General features: G+C 59.0%; 15 protein-coding genes. 8 read left to right on the top strand and 7 right to left on the bottom strand.

Translation table 11 applies throughout. The features are described 5' to 3' along the window. Window positions 1-18 precede the first annotated feature (18 nt). The 6 genes from ACSOSI_RS15205 (at window position 19) to ACSOSI_RS15180 (ending at window position 7,178) form a co-directional block, all read left to right on the top strand. The gene (locus ACSOSI_RS15205) at window positions 19-1,437 is read left to right on the top strand and encodes an aminotransferase-like domain-containing protein (protein WP_012145581.1); all 1,419 of its coding nucleotides are present in this window, start codon (window positions 19-21) and stop codon (window positions 1,435-1,437) included. A gap of 153 nt (window positions 1,438-1,590) precedes the next feature. Next, window positions 1,591-3,279, top strand: a complete 1,689-nt coding sequence (locus ACSOSI_RS15200; RefSeq protein ID WP_476705705.1) for an ABC transporter substrate-binding protein — start codon at window positions 1,591-1,593, stop codon at window positions 3,277-3,279. Window positions 3,280-3,327: 48 nt separating this feature from the next. After that, complete coding sequence (locus ACSOSI_RS15195; protein WP_017893140.1) at window positions 3,328-4,284, top strand: ABC transporter permease; 957 nt, start codon at window positions 3,328-3,330, stop codon at window positions 4,282-4,284. Window positions 4,285-4,286: 2 nt separating this feature from the next. Then, window positions 4,287-5,237, top strand: coding sequence for an oligopeptide ABC transporter permease (gene opp4C, locus ACSOSI_RS15190; RefSeq protein WP_261422397.1), 951 nt, complete (start codon window positions 4,287-4,289; stop codon window positions 5,235-5,237). Next, entirely contained in the window at window positions 5,234-6,220 is a 987-nt protein-coding gene (locus ACSOSI_RS15185; RefSeq protein ID WP_368459965.1) for an ABC transporter ATP-binding protein, read from the top strand. Before opp4C ends, ACSOSI_RS15185 begins: the two co-directional genes overlap by 4 nt. Then, on the top strand, window positions 6,210-7,178 hold the full coding sequence (locus ACSOSI_RS15180; protein WP_112364470.1) for an ABC transporter ATP-binding protein: 969 nt from the start codon (window positions 6,210-6,212) through the stop codon (window positions 7,176-7,178). Before ACSOSI_RS15185 ends, ACSOSI_RS15180 begins: the two co-directional genes overlap by 11 nt. A gap of 1 nt (window position 7,179) precedes the next feature. On the opposite strand, the gene ACSOSI_RS15175 is transcribed toward ACSOSI_RS15180, so the two are convergent. Next, the gene (locus ACSOSI_RS15175; RefSeq protein WP_261422399.1) at window positions 7,180-8,154 is read right to left on the bottom strand and encodes an alpha/beta hydrolase; all 975 of its coding nucleotides are present in this window, start codon (window positions 8,152-8,154) and stop codon (window positions 7,180-7,182) included. Between the two features lie 242 nt (window positions 8,155-8,396). Between ACSOSI_RS15175 and ACSOSI_RS15170 the strand changes: the two genes are divergently transcribed. Then, window positions 8,397-9,323 carry a glycosylasparaginase gene (locus ACSOSI_RS15170; RefSeq protein ID WP_476705704.1) on the top strand — a complete coding sequence of 309 codons (927 nt, stop codon included), beginning with the start codon at window positions 8,397-8,399 and terminating at the stop codon, window positions 9,321-9,323. 9 nt (window positions 9,324-9,332) lie between these two features. On the opposite strand, the gene ACSOSI_RS15165 is transcribed toward ACSOSI_RS15170, so the two are convergent. From ACSOSI_RS15165 to ACSOSI_RS15140, 6 genes are all read right to left on the bottom strand, one after another. Further along, the gene (locus ACSOSI_RS15165) at window positions 9,333-10,325 is read right to left on the bottom strand and encodes a LacI family DNA-binding transcriptional regulator (RefSeq protein ID WP_476705703.1); all 993 of its coding nucleotides are present in this window, start codon (window positions 10,323-10,325) and stop codon (window positions 9,333-9,335) included. Window positions 10,326-10,386: 61 nt separating this feature from the next. Continuing rightward, window positions 10,387-11,520, bottom strand: a complete 1,134-nt coding sequence (locus tag ACSOSI_RS15160; RefSeq protein ID WP_476705702.1) for an ABC transporter ATP-binding protein — start codon at window positions 11,518-11,520, stop codon at window positions 10,387-10,389. Further along, a complete protein-coding gene (locus ACSOSI_RS15155; RefSeq protein WP_476705701.1) occupies window positions 11,520-12,929 on the bottom strand; it encodes a leucyl aminopeptidase family protein in 1,410 nt (469 codons plus the stop codon). The genes ACSOSI_RS15160 and ACSOSI_RS15155 overlap by 1 nt, the downstream gene beginning before the upstream one ends. 3 nt (window positions 12,930-12,932) lie before the next feature. Beyond that, window positions 12,933-13,766: a carbohydrate ABC transporter permease gene (locus ACSOSI_RS15150; protein WP_012145570.1), complete on the bottom strand. Its 834-nt coding sequence runs from the start codon at window positions 13,764-13,766 to the stop codon at window positions 12,933-12,935. Next, the gene (locus ACSOSI_RS15145) at window positions 13,756-14,697 is read right to left on the bottom strand and encodes a carbohydrate ABC transporter permease (protein ID WP_017893132.1); all 942 of its coding nucleotides are present in this window, start codon (window positions 14,695-14,697) and stop codon (window positions 13,756-13,758) included. Before ACSOSI_RS15145 ends, ACSOSI_RS15150 begins: the two co-directional genes overlap by 11 nt. Window positions 14,698-14,830: 133 nt before the next feature. After that, a complete protein-coding gene (locus ACSOSI_RS15140) occupies window positions 14,831-16,153 on the bottom strand; it encodes an ABC transporter substrate-binding protein (RefSeq protein ID WP_017893131.1) in 1,323 nt (440 codons plus the stop codon). Window positions 16,154-16,845: 692 nt separating this feature from the next. Here ACSOSI_RS15140 and ACSOSI_RS15135 point away from each other — a divergent pair. Next, on the top strand, window positions 16,846-18,060 hold the full coding sequence (locus tag ACSOSI_RS15135) for an aspartate aminotransferase family protein (protein WP_012145567.1): 1,215 nt from the start codon (window positions 16,846-16,848) through the stop codon (window positions 18,058-18,060). Window positions 18,061-18,078 lie beyond the last annotated feature (18 nt).

The raw sequence follows: 18,078 nt of genomic DNA, 5'->3' as shown, positions 1-18,078 counted from the left end.
ATATAACAGTTAGGGCCTATGACCAGATACGAACAGCTTGCACAACAGATTCGTGAACAGATCCAGAACCGGGTATGGCGGGCGGGGGATAAGCTGCCGTCGCTGCGAGAGAGCGGCAAACGCGCCGGGCTGAGCCTGATGACGGTGGTGCAGTCGTATCAATTGCTGGAGAGTCAGGGTTGGATCGTCGCACGGCCGCAATCCGGTTATTACGTGGCGGCGCGTCCGCAGCCATTGCCGCAGCCGGCACACGGCGCAAAGCTGTTGCTGAGCGAGCAGGTGGATATCAATACCTTCATTTTTGATGTGCTGCAGGCGTGCCAGGATCCGGATATTGTGCCCTTTGGCTCGGCGTTTCCCGATGCCACCTTATTTGCCCAACCGAAGCTGGCGCGGGCGCTGAGCAGCGTGGCACGCAAGTTTACGCCGCACAGCTCACTGGCCAATCTGCCACCCGGCAATGAAGCACTGCGCCGCCACATCGCCCAGCGTTATGCGCTGAGCGGCATGCAGGTGGCGCCGGACGAAATCGTGATCACCGCCGGGGCGATGGAATCATTAAGCCTCAGCCTGCAGGCGGTGACCCAGCCGGGGGACTACGTGGCGATTGAATCGCCGGCGTTTTATGGCGCGTTACAGGCACTGGAGCGGCTGCGTCTGAAGGCGGTGGCGATTGCCACTCACCCGCAGGACGGTATTGATCTCGATGCGCTCGAACAGGCGCTGGAGCAGTATCCGATCAAGGCCTGTTGGCTGATGACCCACTTCCAGAACCCGCTGGGGGCCAGCCTGTCGGACGACAACAAGCAGCGGCTGGTGAGTTTGCTGCGTGAGCGGCAGATTTCCCTGATTGAGGACGACGTTTATGGCGAGCTGTATTTCAGCGCCGAGCGGCCGCAGCCGGCCAAGGCGTGGGACAGCGGCGGGCAAGTCCTGCACTGTTCGTCGTTCTCCAAATGTCTGGCCCCGGGTTTCCGCGTCGGTTGGGTGGCGGCGGGGCGCTATGCGCAGCAGATCCAGCGTTTGCAGCTGATGAGCACGGTGTCCACCAGCGTGCCGACCCAGTTGGCGATAGCCGACTATCTGCTGCACGGCGGCTACGATACTCACCTGCGGCGCCTGCGCCGTTTGCTGGCGCAGCGCCAAAGCATGATGCGCCAGGCGATTGCCCATCATTTTCCGCCTACCGTCAAAGTCAGCCAGCCGGACGGCGGCTATTTCCTGTGGCTGGAACTGGATCCGGCGCTGTCGTCGATGGAACTCTACCAGCGAGCGCTGGCATTGGGAGTGAGTATCGCGCCGGGCCGAATGTTCACCACCGGTAACCATTTCAATCACTGCTTCCGCCTGAACGCTTCTTTTGACTGGAACGACAAGCATGAGGCGGCAATCAAAACCTTAGCCAAACTTATCCGGCAGCTCGAACCGGCAGGCTGAACAGCGCCAACGGCGGGGCATCGCAATAGAAAAATTCATAATGCTTTTTTTGGCAATGGAATGCCGGTTTCGTTGTTAGACAGCCCTCCGGCCGCCCATTACTCTGCGATAAATTTTGTCACATTTTATCAACGGGTAGACAAGGGGCAGTGGGTGAGAAAAATAAAAAATAATATAAACAGACTGTTGCAAAAACGACTGGTGCCCCTGGCGCTGGCTGGTGCGATAGGCATTTCATTGGGTGCGCAGGCGGAAACGCTGACGGAAGGGATCACTCCGGCCACCGACGCCAGCCTGGTACCGAATGCCGCCAAACTGCGTAAAGACACCGTGGTGGCCGGTATTCTCGAGCCACAGGGCAACTTTAACCCTTATCTGTTCACCAACGGTTGGGATGAGAACGTCACCGACGTGATCTTCACCCGGCTGATTGGCCTGGACAGCCAGGGTAAACCGGTCGCACGGCTGGCGGAGTCCTGGCAGGTCAGCCCGGATAACCGGGTGTATACCATCAAGCTGCGCCCGAACCTGCTCTACAGTGACGGCTCGCCGATCAAGGCCGAAGACATCGCCTTTACCCTGACGCTGCTGCATGACCCGGCCTATGATGGGGATACCGACATTGCTCCGGCGCATATTCAGGGCGGTACGGAATACAAAAACGGCACCGCCCCCAGCATCAGCGGGTTGAAGGTGATTGACGATCGCACTCTGCAGATCACCACCACCCAGCCGGGTGCGACCACGCTGCAACTGATCGGCGGGCCGGTGTTGTCGAAAGCCTACTATGGCAAGGATTATCAACGCGGCAAGCTGGAAAGCGTGCGCGCGTTGAATGGTAAGCCGTTGGGCAACGGCCCCTATATTTACGACAAATACATTCCGGGGCAGGAAATCCGCTTCCACGCCAACCCGAATTTCTACCTCGGCCAGCCGGCGGTGGCGCGCTTTATTTACCGCGTGACCAACCCGGCCACCAACTTCCAACTGTTCCAGACCGGTGAAACCGACTATGACGCCTTCACCTCCAAGCCCGATGACATTGAACAGTTGAAACTGTTGGGCTTTGCCAACATCAATTTGTACAGCTCAAGCGACTACAGCCGGGTGGATTTCAACTTTAAGCGCCCGGCGTTGCAGGACGTGCGTGTCCGTCAGGCGCTGATCTACGGTTTGGATCGCCAAAAACTGATTACCGTGGTGTATCAGGGATATGGCTCAGTGGCTAACCAGCCGATCTCACCCGTTTCCTGGGCCTATGATCCGCAAGGCATCAATCCATACGTTTATGACGTCAACAAAGCGAAACAATTGCTCGATCAGGCCGGGTGGAAACCGGGTGCAGACGGCATTCGCCAGAAAGACGGCAAGAAACTGGAGCTGACGCTGCTGGTGACCAAAAAGCTGCTTAACGATGCGCTGGTGCCGATCGCCAAAGACAACTATCGGCAGATAGGCGTGCTGCTCAAACCGCAGGTGTTGGATTTCAACGCGTTGCTGGCGCAGCGCAAGGCCGGGAATTATGACCTGGCGTCGCTCAGCACCAGCGGGTTGAATGACCCGCATGATGGGGTGCGCGATTTCATCAGCCAGGTGAGTGAAACCGGCTATCACAACCCGCAGGCCGACCAACTGATCGGTCAGGCTAACGCCACGCTGGATATCGGGCAGCGCAAACCGCTGTATCACCGGCTGTATCAGGTGCTGGCGGAAGACCCACCGGTGATCCTGCTGGGTAACCGCAAAGTGCTCAGCGCCAGCAGCGCCCGCGTCACCGGCTTTAAACCGGATGTCTACAATGGCCTGACCGGCAGCCTGCCGGACGTCAAACTGGCTCAGTAACGGCAAGGTACCGCCGCGCTCCTCCGTGCGGCGGTAATGGAAAACACCATGAGAAATTTTATCCTGCGCCGCCTGCTGCAAACCCTGCCGATGCTGCTGCTGGCATCACTGCTGATTTTCTTTATCTTCGCGCTGACGCCCGGCGATTTTATTGACGGCAACATTAACCTGACGCCGCAGCGCGCCGCCGAATTACGCGCGCTGTACGGGCTGGACCAGCCACTGCTGATCCGCTATTGGCACTGGCTCGGCCAGTTGCTGCAAGGCAATCTCGGTTTTTCGCTGCAGTACCAGATCCCGGTCAGCACCTTGTTGAATCAGTACATCTGGAATTCGTTCCTGCTGGCTTCGGTCGCCCTGGTGCTGTACTGGGGCATTGCGCTGGCGGTTGGCGTGGCTTCGGCGATGAAACCCTATTCGCTGTTCGACCATCTGGTCACGGTGGCGGTGTTCGGCGCCATGTCATTTCCGACCTTTTTCCTTTGCCTGCTGCTGATCAAATGGTTTGCCGTCGATCTGCATTGGCTGCCGGCGGGCGGCATGCTGCGCACCGGCAGCGAAGCGACCGGGCTGGCCTGGGTGGCAGAGGTGGCGGCGCACCTGCTGTTGCCAGTGTTGGCGCTGGTGATGCTGCAGGCCGGTACCCTGACGCGCTATTTCCGCGCCAGCATGCTGGATGTGATCCGCATGGACTACATCCGCACCGCTCGCGCCAAAGGGCTGAAGGAGAAAACGGTGATCGTCAAACACGCGCTGCGTAATGCTTTGTTGCCGATTATCACGCTGCTGGGGTTTGAATTACCGGCGCTGTTTTCCGGCGCGCTGATCACCGAAAAAATCTTCAATTGGCCAGGGGCGGGGCATATCCACATCGACTCGCTGGCCGCCCGTGACTATCCGGTGCTGATGGGCTTCACGCTGTTTCTGGCGGTGCTGACCATTTTGGGCAATCTGCTGGCGGACATTCTGTACGCCTATGCCGATCCACGAATTCGTTTGAGGTGAAGATGTTGGCAACGCTGTTTTTTGGACGCCGTCGCCGCTGGCGGCAGGCGCAACTTCCGGCGCTGGCGCAGCTGTCGCCACCCCCAACCGCTCAGGCCTGGCAACGGCTGCGGCGTCACCGGCTGGCGATGGCCTCGCTGCTGTTGCTGCTGATACTGGCGGTGCTGTGCATCTTCGGGCCGATGCTGTCGCCCTGGCAGGACGATGCCGGTGATGCGCTAAACATCAACCAGGCACCCAATGCGGCACACTGGCTCGGCACCGATTTCCTCGGTCGCGATATTTATACGCGCCTGCTGCTGGCGGGGCGTATCTCACTGACCATCGGCCTGGTGTCGATGCTGCTGTCCGTCACGCTCGGCTACCTGTTGGGAGCACTGTCCGGCTATCTGGGCGGCATGGTGGACAAGCTGATCATGCGCTTTGCCGATCTGCTGATGACCATCCCCAGCCTGCCGCTGCTGATCATTATGGGTGCGATGCTGTCCGAGCTGGACGTCTCTCCGGACTACCGTATCTACATGGTGATGATCATGCTCAGCCTGCTGGGCTGGCCTTCATTGGCGCGGCTGGTACGCGGCCAGATCCTGTCGCTGCGCGAGCGCGATTTTATGCTGGCGACCGAAGTGCTCGGGCTGTCCACCCGGCGGCGTTTGTTCGGCCATCTGTTGCCGAACACCATTCCCATCCTGGTGGTGGTGGCCACCATGGGCGTTGCCAACGCCATTCTCAGTGAGTCGGCACTCAGCTACCTGGGGCTGGGCGTGGTACCGCCGATGCCGTCCTGGGGCAACATGATGGACGCCGCCAACAGCCTGATCGATTTTCAACGTCGTCCCTGGTTGTGGATGCCACCCGGCCTGGCGATTTTTATCACCGTGGTCGCGATTAACATTCTGGGTGACGGCCTGCGGGACGCGCTCGATCCGAAAATGAACGGAGCAAGACCATGAGCCGACCCCTCCTGGCTTTTAATCAACTGTCGGTGGCCTTCAATGGCGAGCAGGGCCGGGTGCAGGCGGTGCAGCAACTGAGTTTTGAACTGCATGCCGGACAGACGCTGGGAGTGGTCGGCGAGTCCGGCTGTGGTAAAAGCGTCACCGCCATGGCGCTGATGGGGCTGTTGCCGCAGCCGCTGGCGCAGATTGACGGCGGCGAAATCCATTTTGACGGGCAAGATTTATTGAAACTGCGACCGCAGCAGATGGCCGATCTGCGCGGTAACCGGCTGGCGATGATTTTCCAGGAACCGATGAGCGCCCTGAACCCGGTGCTGACCATCGGCGAACAGCTGGTGGAACCGCTGATCCGTCATCGCGGTGCTTCGCCGAAGGCGGCCTGGCGCGAGGCGACGGCGCTGATTACCGAGGTGGGGTTGGCGCGTGCGGAGCAGTTGATGACCAGCTACCCGCACCAGCTCTCCGGCGGCATGTTGCAGCGTATTATGATTGCCATGGCCATCAGCTGCCGTCCGGCCCTGTTGATTGCCGATGAGCCGACCACCGCGCTGGACGTCACCGTACAGGCGCAGATCCTGGCACTGCTGCGAGAACAGACCCGCAAAAATAATATGGCGATGATGCTGATCACCCACGACCTTGGCGTGATTGCCCAGATGGCCGACCGGCTGGTGGTGATGTACGCCGGACGGATAGTCGAGCAGGGGGCAACGCGTGAAGTGCTGGCTAACCCGCTGCATCCTTATACTCAGGGGCTGATGGCTTCGCGGCCGGTGGCCGGGCAGCGGCGACGCAGATTGTATTCGATCCCCGGTCAGGTACCTGATTTGGCTAAACTGCCCGACCATTGCGCCTTCGCCGATCGTTGCGCTCAGGCCAGTGCGCGCTGTCGCGACGGTATCCCGCCGTTGTATGGCCCATTGCAGCGCCAGTCGGCCTGTTTTCTGAATGCCGGAGGGCGTATTCATGTCGGCTGAGTGGTTAGTGGAAGTCAAAGGTTTGAAGAAGCATTTTCCGCTGCGGGAAGGCCTGTTCGGCCGGACTACCGGGCAGCTGCGAGCGGTGGATGACGTCAGTTTCGGCATTCGAAAAGGCACGATTTTCGGCCTGGTGGGCGAGTCCGGCAGTGGGAAAACCACCGTGGGCCGCACGCTGCTGGGGCTGCATGACAAAACCGCCGGTGAGGTGCTGTTCAAGGGACAGGCGCTGGATGCGCTCAGCCCACGACGGCTGCGTGAGATGCGCCCGAAGATGCAGTTGGTGTTTCAGGATCCCTACAGTTCGCTGAACCCGAGGATGCGCATTGGCGATGCGATTGGTGAAGCCCTGTTGCAACATGGGCTGGCGCAAAGAAACGAGCTGCGTGATCGGGTGATCGACACCATGGAGATCTGCGGGCTGTCGGCGCAGCACTACGGCCGTTTTCCGCATGAGTTTTCCGGTGGTCAGCGGCAGCGTATCGGTATTGCCCGCGCGCTGATCCTGCAGCCGGAATTTATTGTCGCGGACGAGCCGATTTCGGCGCTTGACGTCTCAATACAGGCGCAAATCATCAACCTGTTTTCCGATCTTCAGGAGCAGCAGGGGGTGACCTTCCTGTTTATTTCGCACGATCTCGGGGTGGTGGAACACCTGTGTCAGGACGTGGCGGTGATGTATCTCGGCCAGATTGTCGAGAGCGCAGACCGCGACAGCCTGTTTGGCCAACCGCGCCATCCCTATACCCAGGCGTTGCTGGCGGCGGTGCCCAGTCTGGATCCGCAACGCCAGCCGCAGGCGATGGCGCGGGGCGAACTGCCTAACCCGGCGCAACCGCCGCACGGCTGTCGTTTTCACACCCGTTGTCCGCAGGCCACCGCACAGTGCCGGGAACAGGCCCCGGCATTACGGACGGTGGCCGCAGGGCATCGGGTAGCCTGCCATTATGCCGATTAGCCTAGGCCAGATAATGTTTGAGCGCCCGCCCAGCCTGATGGATGGCGGAATGCACCGCCGGCACATGAGCGATAGGGTTTAGCAGCCCGTAATCGTGGATCAGTCCATTGTAGCGAGTGGAAGTGACCTCTACCCCGGCGGCATTCAGCAGCCGGGCATAGGCTTCACCCTCGTCACGCAGCACGTCCAGTTCGGCGGTCTGCACCAGTGCCGGCGGCAGTCCTTTTAGCTGTTCCAGCGTGGCATTGAGCGGTGAGGCGTAGATCTCCTTACGCTGCGCTTTATCGGTGGTGTAGTTGTCCCAGAACCATTTCATCATGTTGCGGGTCAGGAAGTGGCCTTCGGCGAACTGGTGATAAGAGTCGGTATCAAAGCTGGCGTGCGTTACCGGCCACAGCAGGATCTGCGTGCGCAGCGCCGGGGTGCCTTTTTCTTTGGCCATCAGGCTGACCACCGCCGCCATATTACCGCCGACGCTGTTGCCGACCACCGCCAGCCGCGAGCCGTCAACGTTGATTTTCTCGCCGTATTCGGCCACCCATTCGGTGGCGGCATAGGCCTGATTGATGGCGGTTGGGTAATGAGCCTCCGGTGACGGGGTATAGTTGACGAACACCGCTGCCGCACCTGAGCTGTAAACCAAATCACGCACTAGCCGCTCATGGGTAGGGAAATCTCCCAGCACCCAGCCGCCGCCGTGGAAGAACATAAATACCGGCAGTGTTTCCTTGACCTTGGCCGGTCGCACAATGTGCAGCAGGATATCCTGCCCCTCGACATGAATGGTTTTCTCGCTGATTTCGACCTCGCGCAGTGGCACTTCGACGCTACGCTGCGCGCCCTCCAGCACTTTGCGCGCCTCTTTCGGTTTCATTTGTTCCATCGGCTTGCCACCGCCGGCATTCAACGCATCCAGAAAGGTGCGGATATCATGCTGTGCGGCCGGTTGGGTGGGATCTACAGTTTTCTTGGACATCATGGCTCCTCAAGCGTTTTTCGGTCGAGATCACAGTGTAGTTGAATGGCTGCCGTTTGCTGGCCCGACAGCACGTTGAGAAAAGGCGTGCCAAGCCACGCTTTCGTCCGCCTGAGTTTGACTTTTCTACGGGGCGAAGATACTTTTTAAACACCAACGGAACACGTGTTCCATTGGTGCCGAACACCGGATAATCCGGTGCCTCTTTTGGGCGCTTAACGCCGTGCGGGAAACAGAACCCTATGATTGTGATTGCAAACTCTGAAGGACATCCGGGCATCGGTCTGTCGGCCGAACGGCTGCAGCAGGGGCACAACGGCCTGCGCGCCATCGTTGAGGGCATCAAGCTGGTGGAGTTGGATCCGAGCGTGCGCACCGTGGGCTATGGTGGCTGGCCCAACGTGTTGGGTGAGATGGAGCTGGATGCCTCGGTGATGGACGGCGATAGCTTGCGCACCGGCGCGGTAGGGGCATTGCAAGGGTACCTGCATCCGGTGGAGGTGGCGTTCCGGGTGATGGAAGATCTTAACCACGAGATCCTGGTTGGTGCCGGGGCGGCACGTTTTGCCGCTGAAATTGGCGCACTGGCCGGTGACAATCTGATTGCCGACTCCAAACGCGTCTGGTGGGAAAAGCTCGAGCAGGCGATGAGTGCCGAACAGCGTCGTGACTGGCCGAATATTCCGCTGGCCGGGCTGTCGAACAACGCCACCGATCCGGAGCGAGTGCGCGATACCACGGTATTTTTAGCGCAGGATGGCAGAGGGACACTCAGTGCCGCTACCTCTACCTCGGGCTGGGCGTGGAAATACCCTGGGCGGTTGGGAGACAGTCCGATCATCGGCAGCGGCTCCTATGCCGACAGCCGCTATGGCGCCTGCGCCTGCACCCACACCGGGGAAATGACCATCCGCTGCGGCACCAGCCGCGCCGTAGTGTTGTATATGAAAATGGGCATGACGCTGGATCAGGCGGTGTATGAAGCGATCGAGGATTTGAACTACCTGAAGGACGGTTATACCGAAGGGGTGACGATCCATGCCGTCGATAAGCAGGGCAACCACAAGGTGGTCAGCCTCAATTGCCCCGGCCCGATCCAATACTGGCTGTGGCAAACCGGCATGGCAGCACCGGAATTACGCGATGCCGAGATTATTACTACCCGCTGAAAGGCGGGGTTAGCAGGAGGCGCGCACCACCAGTTCGGTGGGGATGGTCACCTGCTGCGGCGCGGCCTGCGGGCTGCTGCTGCGCAGTTCGATCAGTTGCACGATGGCGGCTATCATCGCACTGATATCCCGCCGCACCGAGGTCAGTTGGTAGCTCGGCCAGGCGGCCATCGGAATATCGTCGAAGCCGTAGACCGCGACGTCCTGCGGGATCCGCAGCGGCGTATGCAAACGAATATAATCCATCACCCCCATCGCCATGGAATCTGCGGTGCAGAAGATCGCCTGCGGGGCCGGCCGAGCCGCCAGCAGTTGCGGTGCCAGTTTGAAACCGCTCAGGTAGCTGTAGTCACCGCTGAGCTGGGCCACGATCTGCAACTGCTGCTGCGCCGCCTGGGCTAAAAAGGTCTGTTGGCGCAGCTGTTCCCCTTTGGCGCTGCTGCGTCCGCCCAGCACCGCCACCCGTTGTTGCCCCTTTTGCGCCATCAGCGCCGCCAATTGTTGCAGGCTGGGGGCCTCATCGGCGTTGAGCGCATCGCACAGGGCATCGCCTGCCAGGCCGTTGAGCATAATCGGCGTGGCGACGCGAAACAGATCTTTCGCGGCGCGGGCGCTGATGTTGTCGGCGAATACCACGGCAGAATCGACGTGATAGGAAATGGTTTGTTTCAGGTAGCCGGCCGGATCTTCGATGCCTTCCAGCCGAATCATCACCGCCTGCCGGTTGCTGTTTTGTAACTGCTCCACCAGACGGTCGAAAAACTCCAGGTCGGACAGGTCATGAAAGTGGTTTACCACCACCGCGACAAAGCCGGTTTTGCCGGTGTGCAGGCTCTGGGCGATGGCGTCCGGGGCGTAGCCCAGTTGGCTGGCGACGCGCATCACCAGATCACGGTTTTTCTGCGATACCCGGCCCTGATTGGAAAAGGCGCGGGAAACCACGGTGCGTGAAACGCCGGCCACGCGGGCGACATCGTGAGAGGTGACTTTTTTAATCGGCATGGTGCGCATACTCAACGGAAAACGGGGCGCTGCGGTAGGGTCGCGCAGCGGGCATAGGGTCTCACAGAATGCCGCTCGGTAACACCGTTTCCCCCTGCGGTGCCAGTCGTTCGCCGGTTTGTGAGTCAAAAAAGTGCAGTGCGCTGGTATCCAGCGTCACCGCCAGCGGTTGCCCCTGTGGCTGCTGCAACTGAGAATGCTGTTTCACGATGTATTGCGCGCCGTTGTCGCCTTGCACGAACAGATTGCTTTCTGCCCCCAGATTTTCACTGTACACCAGCGTCCCGGTCAGATGCGGTTCTGCCAGCGGTTCGCTGATTCGGCAGGCCTCCGGACGGCAACCCAGCGTCAGCCAGGCCCCCTGTTGTTGAGCCAACGCCGGGAAATCCGCGGTGGCCAGCGGCAGCACCAGGCCCGAATCGCCCTGCAGCACAATCCTCTCCCCCTGAACCTGGACCTGTACCTCAAACAGATTCATTTGCGGTGAGCCGATAAACTCGGCGACAAAACGATTAACCGGACGGTGGTAGAGATCCAGCGGCGTGCCGATTTGCTGTACTTTGCCCTGGTTCATGATCACCACTTTGTCCGCCATGGTCATTGCTTCCACCTGATCGTGGGTGACGTAGATAATGGTGGCACCAATCGCCTTGTGCAGCGCCGACAGTTCCTGACGCATGCGGTTGCGCAGCTTGGCGTCGAGGTTGGACAGCGGTTCATCAAACAGAAACACCTTCGGCCGCCGGACGATCGCCCGGCCGAGCGCCACCCGCTGGCGTTGGCCACCGGAGAGCTGCCCGGGTTTGACCTGTAGAAACTCGCTCAGGTGCAGCATTTCGGCGACGGCGGCAATCTGGCCGGCGATCTCCGCTTTGGCCATGCCTTTGATTTTCAGCGACAGCGCCATGTTGTCGTACACCGTCATGTGCGGATACAGCGCATAGCTCTGGAACACCATGGCGATATCACGGTATTTGGGCAGCACTTCGTTCATGCGTTCGCCGTCGATGCGTAATTCGCCGGAGGACAGGGTTTCCAGCCCGGCGATCATCCGCAGGGTGGTGGATTTGCCGCAGCCCGATGGGCCGAGCAGCACCACAAATTCGCCTTTTTCCACCTGCAGATTAACGTTGCTGGCGGCCTGATAGCCGTTGTCATAGCGTTTGTTGATATCAAGCAATTCTACGTAAGCCATTAGTGCTCCGTTTCGGCAAGCAGGGAACTCAGCCGTGCCAGCAGCAGCACGCCGAATGAGGACGCGCCGTTGGCATACAGTTTGCGGTGCGGCATATCGGTCGACATGGCGGCGATGTCCAGATGCGCCCAGCGTTGACCCGGTTGCACGAATTCGCTGATAAAGGTCGCCGCCACGCACGGGCTGCCGTGTGGATCTTCACCGCCGTGGCGGTAGTCGGCGAATTCAGACTTCAGCACGCCGCGATACCAGCCGCCGTGCGGCATCGGCCACACCGGTTCTGCGCTGACCTGGCCCGCCTGGGTGACCTGCGCCAGAAAAGATTCGTCGTTGCCCATCATGGCGGCATATTCCTTGCCCAGCGCCACGCCGGCGCCGCCGGTCAGGGTCGCGATATCCAGCAGATAATCCGGCTGGAAGCGTTGCTGGGCATAGCTGATCACGTCCGCCAGCACCATGCGGCCTTCGGCGTCGGTGGAAATGATCTCCACCGATTTACCGTTGTGCATAGTGACAACGTCACCGGGGCGTTGGGCGCGGGAGGAGGGCATGTTTTCCACCAGCCCGCACAGACCAATGACGCGGATGGGTAATTGCAGTGCGTCGATAATGCGCATGGCGCCCACCACCGCGGCGGCACCGCCCATATCGAACTTCATGGTGCTCATGCGTGCCGCGCCTTTGATACTGATGCCGCCGCTGTCGAAGGTAACGCCTTTGCCGACCAGTGCCAGCGTGTGGCGGGCATTGGCCGGGTGGTGATCGAGGATCAGCAGCTGCGACGCACGGGCGCTGCCCTGGCCGACCCCGAGCAGGCCGCCAAAGCCCAGCTCCGCCATTTGTTCATCCCCCAACACCTCCTGGCGCAGGTGACGGAAGGGCAACTGTGCTACCGCTTCTACAAAGCTTTCCGGGTAGAGAATATTGGCCGGTTTATTCATCAGTTCGCGACCGGCGATCACGCCTTCGGCATGCAGATTGGCCCAGTCGCACAGGGCCTGGGTGGCCGCGTCCTGGCTAGCCAGTGGCAGGGTGGGATCGGTGAGCGTCGCGCTGGCGTGATGCTGATAGCGGTAAGCCCCTAAACGCAGGCCGAACAGCAACCAACGCCAGTTCTCGGCATCAGCCGGCAATTCCGGGGCCAGCGTCAGGCGGAGCTGTTGCAGCCCGTAGTCTTTTTGCCCGGCGGCGATCGCCGCACCGGCATCCTGCAGCGCGGCAGGGGTCAGCGGCGTGCCGATGTTGAGCGCAAAATGGCTGTCACCCAGTGGATAAAGTACGCCGACGGCCGCCCGTTGCAGACCGGCATTTTGCAATGTGGCAGGCAGTTGGTCTTCTGCGGCGGCAAACAGGATCACTTGTTGACGCTCGCTCGCGCCGTTAGCGCGGTAAATATCGATTGATTGCATAAGTTATCCTTTGACCGCCCCACGGGTGAGGCTTTCCATCATTTGTTTGGACGAGAAGATAAAGGCGATCAACAGCGGCACGATCGCCAGGAAACTGCCGGTCATCACCAGGTTCCACGGCGTGGCAGTGGCGCCGCTCAGGCTGCGCAGCACCAACTGGAGAATTTGTTTGTCCGGCGACTGCAACGCCACCAGCGGCAGCATAAAGTTGTTCCAGGTATCGACCACCACCACGATCGCCACCGTTAGCAGCGCCGGACGCATTAGCGGCAGGCCGATACGCAGGAAGATTTGCAGTTCGTTCAGGCCATCCATGCGCGCACTGTCGAGAATTTCACTGGGCAGTGAGGAGCTGACGTACTGACGTACCAGGAAAATGCCGAAGATGTTGACCCCGGCGGGCAGCCAGACGGCGGCGAACTGATCCAGCAGGCCGACGCTTTTGATCACGAAGAAATAGGGCACCAGGTTGACCACGCTGGGCACCATCATGGTCAGCATCAGGGTAGTGAACAGGACCTTTTTGCCTTTGAACTGATAAACGCTGAAGGCGTAGCCCGCAGCGGCGGAAACCAGCACGCTGGTCAGCGTCGCCATGGCGGTGACATACAGGGTATTGAGCAGCGCATGGGTGAAGGGGACTTGCTGTTCCAGCCCTTGGTAGTTTTCCAGCAGGTGGCTGCCAAAGCGCAGCGACATGCCCATGATGCTGCGGGTGTCCTGCGTCGCCAGCAAGGCCGACCAATAGAACGGGAATAATGACAGCGAAGCAAACAGTGAGACCAGCAGGTAAATCACCAGCTTGCCGGTGTCAAAACGGCGGCCGTTAGCGTTCATTGTTCAATCCTCCACGCTTGCCAAAGCCCCAGAACACCAGGGCGCTGACCACGGCAATCAACAGGAACAGGATCCAGGAGATCGCCGAAGCGGTACCCATGTCCAGATAGGACCAACCGGTTTTGTACACGTACATCGATACCGTCAGGCCGCTGTTGTCGACGCCGCCGGTGCCTTGCGTGAGGATCATCGGTTCATTGAACAATTGCATATTGCCGATCAGCGTCATCAAGGTGGCGAAGAAGATAAAGGGCGCCAACAGCGGCAGGGCGATATAACGAAATTTTTGCCAGCGGCCGGCACCGTCCAGTTCGATCGCTTCGTACAGGTCCGGTGAGATCGACGCCAGACCGGTCATGTAGATCACCGTATTGATGCCGGTAAACTTCCAGGTCACCTGATTGGCGATGGTGAAGCGGATCCAGTCACTGTCAAAGAAGTTGATGGGCAACGCCGCTGCCAAGGTCGCGAGGTGCAGTTTGGTGGCTAGCCCGCTGAGCAGTTCGTTAACCATGCCGACCGGGGAGAACAGGTTAAACACAATCAGGCTGACGGCGACGGACGAGGTGATGTAGGGCAGGAAGATCGCCGCCTTCAAAAAGCGTCTGCCGCGCACGATGATGTGCAGCAATGAGTAGGCCAGGGTGATGGCGAACAGGTGCTGGCACAGGCCGGACACCAGCGTAATTTTGATGGTGTTGACCAGCGACACCCAGAAGGCATCGTCGGTGAAGGCATAGTAAAAGTTATCCAGTCCGACAAACTTCATCGAACTGAGCCCTTTGACCGGGTTCCACGACTGAAATGACAAAAACGCCGAGAAGAAGATCGGGAAGGCGTTGAACACCGCGAACAGCAGCATAAACGGCAGCAGCAGCAGGTAGGCGGTGCGGTGATCGTGCAGCAGCCCTTTGAAAAATCGCTTACGCATAGACTCCCCGAACCGACGGAAATAAAACATGGGTGGCCGAAAGGCCTGACTGAAAATCGCCTCTTTCTGGAGGAGAGGGGGAAGGTTATTCGTGTTTCCCCCTCACCCTAGCCCTCTCCCAGGGGATAGGGGATTATAGTGCGCGCATCCGCCGCTCGAGCAGCTTGTTGGCATCGCGCAGGGTGCTGTCGATGTCCTGATGCTGCACCAGAATTTTCTTCGCCGCTTCGTTAAGGATCTCGTTGGCGATATTGTCTTCCGGCGATGAGGCGACCGGTTTCAGATCTGGCACCAGGCTGGCGTAGTAGCGCATCGAATGCTGACCGCCGAGAATGCTGCTCGGTGTGTCAAAGTAGGGTGCGTTATACACGTCGAGACGGGCAGGCAGGGTACCGGCGGTTTTCGCCGCATCGATCACTACGTCACGCTGCATAAAGTACTGAATGAACTGCCAGGCCGCCTGGGCGTTTTTGCTCTGTTTCGGGATCACCAGCGTGGTGCCGCCGGCATTGACCTTGATATTGCCCGGCACGCCGGTCACGCGCCACAGGCCGGCCTTGGCGCCGTCCGGATCCAATTCCTGTTCAATACGACCTTCGTCCCACGGACCGTCGATATCGGCGAACAGTTTCCCCTGGCGGTAGAGCTTGATGTATTCCTGCGAGTTGGTTGAGCCGTCGAGCGAGGCCGCCAATCCTTTGTCATACAGCGTTTTAATCACCGTCATCAGCTGTTTGATCTGCGGCGAATCAAGATTGGGTTTGCCGTCTTTGGTGTATACCGGCTTGCCCGGTTCACTGTTCATGCCCACCACCAGCGGGTTGATCAAACTGGTGGCGGCCGGGAGCAGGTAGGCGCCTTGCTCTTTTTTCAGCTTTTCCCCGAAGGCGATAAAGCTGTCCCAGCTTTGGGTGATGTCTTCAATCTTCATCCCCGCCTTCTGCACCATGTCGTTACGGTAGATCATGACCACCGGCCCGGTGTCGTAGGGCACACCATAGATATTGCCGTCGTTGCCCTTCGCCAGGCTGATCATCGAAGGATCAAACTGCCAGCCCTGGCTATCGATGCTAAACGGTGGGGTGCTCAGGTTGTTCAGGCCGCCGGAATTGGCAAAACTGCCCAGCTTGATGGTGCTGACGCTGAAAATATCGGCGGCCCCCTGGCCGACGGCCAGCGCGGTCGTCAGCTTTTGATGGCAGTCGGCGAAGCCGCATTTGATCGACTGCACCTGGATGTCCGGATGTGCCGCCTCAAAGTCTTTAATCACCTTGTTGATGTAATCATTCGGCAAATAGTTGGCGAAGGTAATGCTGGTGTTGGCGCTGGCGGAAACGGGCAGGGCCAACAGCACGGCCAGTGCGGCCCCGGTGATCCTATGGTTAGTACGCAAGCAGAAATGAGCCATGATAACCCCGATGCTGTGCAGTCGATGTGGTGTGTGTTTTTTCATCATGGAACACGTGTTCCATTGAAATTAACCTATTATCGTGTCCCCAGACTGTCAACAAATTGTTCGGTAAGTTAACAAATATGAGATCTGGCGCGGAAGTTGCCCGCAGAGACGCCCGATGATGGTTCACCTGGCGTCACGCAGAGCCTGATCTGACGCGGGTTTGCCCGTGTTTGGTGCGTTCATTGCACCGAAGTGGGGCGAAAGTGTGATCGGGCGCAGATCGGGCCAAATTATTTTTGCGAGCGCGATCAGAATTATTGAAGTTTTTTGTAATTGAATAGGATTTCGCGGCCAACGATGATTTTTAGCCTTATTTTTCCAATTATTCATTACCAATGCATATTTATTGAATAAGTATGCATTGTAAGCCGTTGTTTTAGCGTAAAAAAACGCAAAATCCGCCAAAAATCCCAGTTTGGCACGATAGCTGCTCTACACTCTTTATCAAACGGCATGTATTTTAACTGCTCGTTAACATTTATTCCCCGTTACAGGACCCGATACCCGGCATAAATAGCGAAAAAGGCGTTTGATGTAACAGATTTGTTTCTGAATAGACGGTGAAAGGCAGAGTTATCACCGGTCGAAAAGTCGAACCCACGGCGCAGTTTTTGTTGTTTTGTTACGGAACATTCGGGCTGGAGCGGCCCTTACAGTCAAAATTCAGTCTTTGCTGAAGTTATGAGGTCATTATGGAACAGCCAATCGCAGTTACCCGCCAGTCTTTCGACGACTGGATGGTCCCGGTTTACGCCCCCGCTGATTTTATTCTGGTACGGGGAGAAGGTTCGCAGGTCTGGGATCAACAGGGTAAGTCTTACATCGATTTTGCCGGCGGTATCGCGGTCAACGCGTTGGGCCATGCTCACCCGGTGGTGACGGCAGCATTGGTGGAGCAGGCGGGCAAACTGTGGCATCTGGGCAACGGCTACACCAATGAGCCGGTACTGCGTTTGGCCAAACAGCTGATTGACGCCACCTTTGCCGACAAGGTGTTTTTCTGTAACTCCGGGGCGGAAGCCAACGAAGCGGCACTGAAGCTGGCACGTAAACGTGCGCTGGACCAGGGCAACAGCAGCAAGAATCAGATTGTGGCATTTAACAACGCCTTCCACGGCCGCACGCTGTTTACCGTCTCTGCCGGCGGCCAGCCGAAGTACTCCAAAGATTTCGCCCCGCTGCCGGGCGGTATCACCCACACGCCGTTTAACGATCTGGCGGCCGCCGCCGAAGTGATCAACGACCACACCTGCGCAGTGATCGTCGAGCCGATTCAGGGCGAAGGCGGCGTGCTGCCGGCCGATCCGGCCTTCTTGCAGGGGCTGCGTGAGCTGTGCGACCGCCACGACGCGGTGCTGATTTTCGATGAAGTGCAAACCGGCATGGGCCGTACCGGCGAGCTGTACGCCTATACGCAATACGGCGTGGTGCCTGACGTGCTGACTACCGCGAAAGCGCTGGGTTGCGGCTTCCCAATCGGCGCCATGCTGACCACTGACGAACTGGCTAAAACCCTGGGCGTGGGTACCCACGGCACCACCTACGGCGGCAACCCGCTGGCGACGGCGGTAGCGGGGGCGGTGTTCTCAATCATCAACACGCCGGAAGTGCTGGATGGGGTTAAACAACGTCACCAGTGGTTCCTCGACGGCCTGAACAAGATTAACCAGCAATACCCGATTTTCTCTGAAATCCGCGGTGGTGGCCTGTTGATTGGCTGTCAGTTGACCCAGGATTATGCCGGTAAAGCGAAACAGATCACCCAACTGGCCAACGAAGAGGGCGTGATTGCCCTGATCGCCGGCCCGGATGTGGTGCGTTTCACTCCTTCGCTGATCATTCCTGAGCAGGATGTGAAAGAGGGGCTGGCGCGATTCGCGCGAGCCGTGGCGCGGATTTGCAGCTAACACACGGGCTGCGCCTTC

Source organism: Serratia sp. AR11 (assembly GCF_056376275.1).
The sequence above is the reverse complement of the archived record's forward strand: the minus strand, read 5'-3'. Positions and strand labels throughout refer to the sequence as shown.

Coding starts and splice junctions, on each gene's coding strand:
- ACSOSI_RS15205 (WP_012145581.1), top strand. CDS start 19: ATGACCAGATACGAACAGCTTGCACAACAGATTCGTGAACAGATCCAG.
- ACSOSI_RS15195 (WP_017893140.1), top strand. CDS start 3,328: ATGAGAAATTTTATCCTGCGCCGCCTGCTGCAAACCCTGCCGATGCTG.
- opp4C (WP_261422397.1), top strand. CDS start 4,287: ATGTTGGCAACGCTGTTTTTTGGACGCCGTCGCCGCTGGCGGCAGGCG.
- ACSOSI_RS15185 (WP_368459965.1), top strand. CDS start 5,234: ATGAGCCGACCCCTCCTGGCTTTTAATCAACTGTCGGTGGCCTTCAAT.
- ACSOSI_RS15180 (WP_112364470.1), top strand. CDS start 6,210: ATGTCGGCTGAGTGGTTAGTGGAAGTCAAAGGTTTGAAGAAGCATTTT.
- ACSOSI_RS15175 (WP_261422399.1), bottom strand. CDS start 8,154: ATGTCCAAGAAAACTGTAGATCCCACCCAACCGGCCGCACAGCATGAT.
- ACSOSI_RS15170 (WP_476705704.1), top strand. CDS start 8,397: ATGATTGTGATTGCAAACTCTGAAGGACATCCGGGCATCGGTCTGTCG.
- ACSOSI_RS15165 (WP_476705703.1), bottom strand. CDS start 10,325: ATGCCGATTAAAAAAGTCACCTCTCACGATGTCGCCCGCGTGGCCGGC.
- ACSOSI_RS15160 (WP_476705702.1), bottom strand. CDS start 11,520: ATGGCTTACGTAGAATTGCTTGATATCAACAAACGCTATGACAACGGC.
- ACSOSI_RS15155 (WP_476705701.1), bottom strand. CDS start 12,929: ATGCAATCAATCGATATTTACCGCGCTAACGGCGCGAGCGAGCGTCAA.
- ACSOSI_RS15150 (WP_012145570.1), bottom strand. CDS start 13,766: ATGAACGCTAACGGCCGCCGTTTTGACACCGGCAAGCTGGTGATTTAC.
- ACSOSI_RS15145 (WP_017893132.1), bottom strand. CDS start 14,697: ATGCGTAAGCGATTTTTCAAAGGGCTGCTGCACGATCACCGCACCGCC.
- ACSOSI_RS15140 (WP_017893131.1), bottom strand. CDS start 16,153: ATGATGAAAAAACACACACCACATCGACTGCACAGCATCGGGGTTATC.
- ACSOSI_RS15135 (WP_012145567.1), top strand. CDS start 16,846: ATGGAACAGCCAATCGCAGTTACCCGCCAGTCTTTCGACGACTGGATG.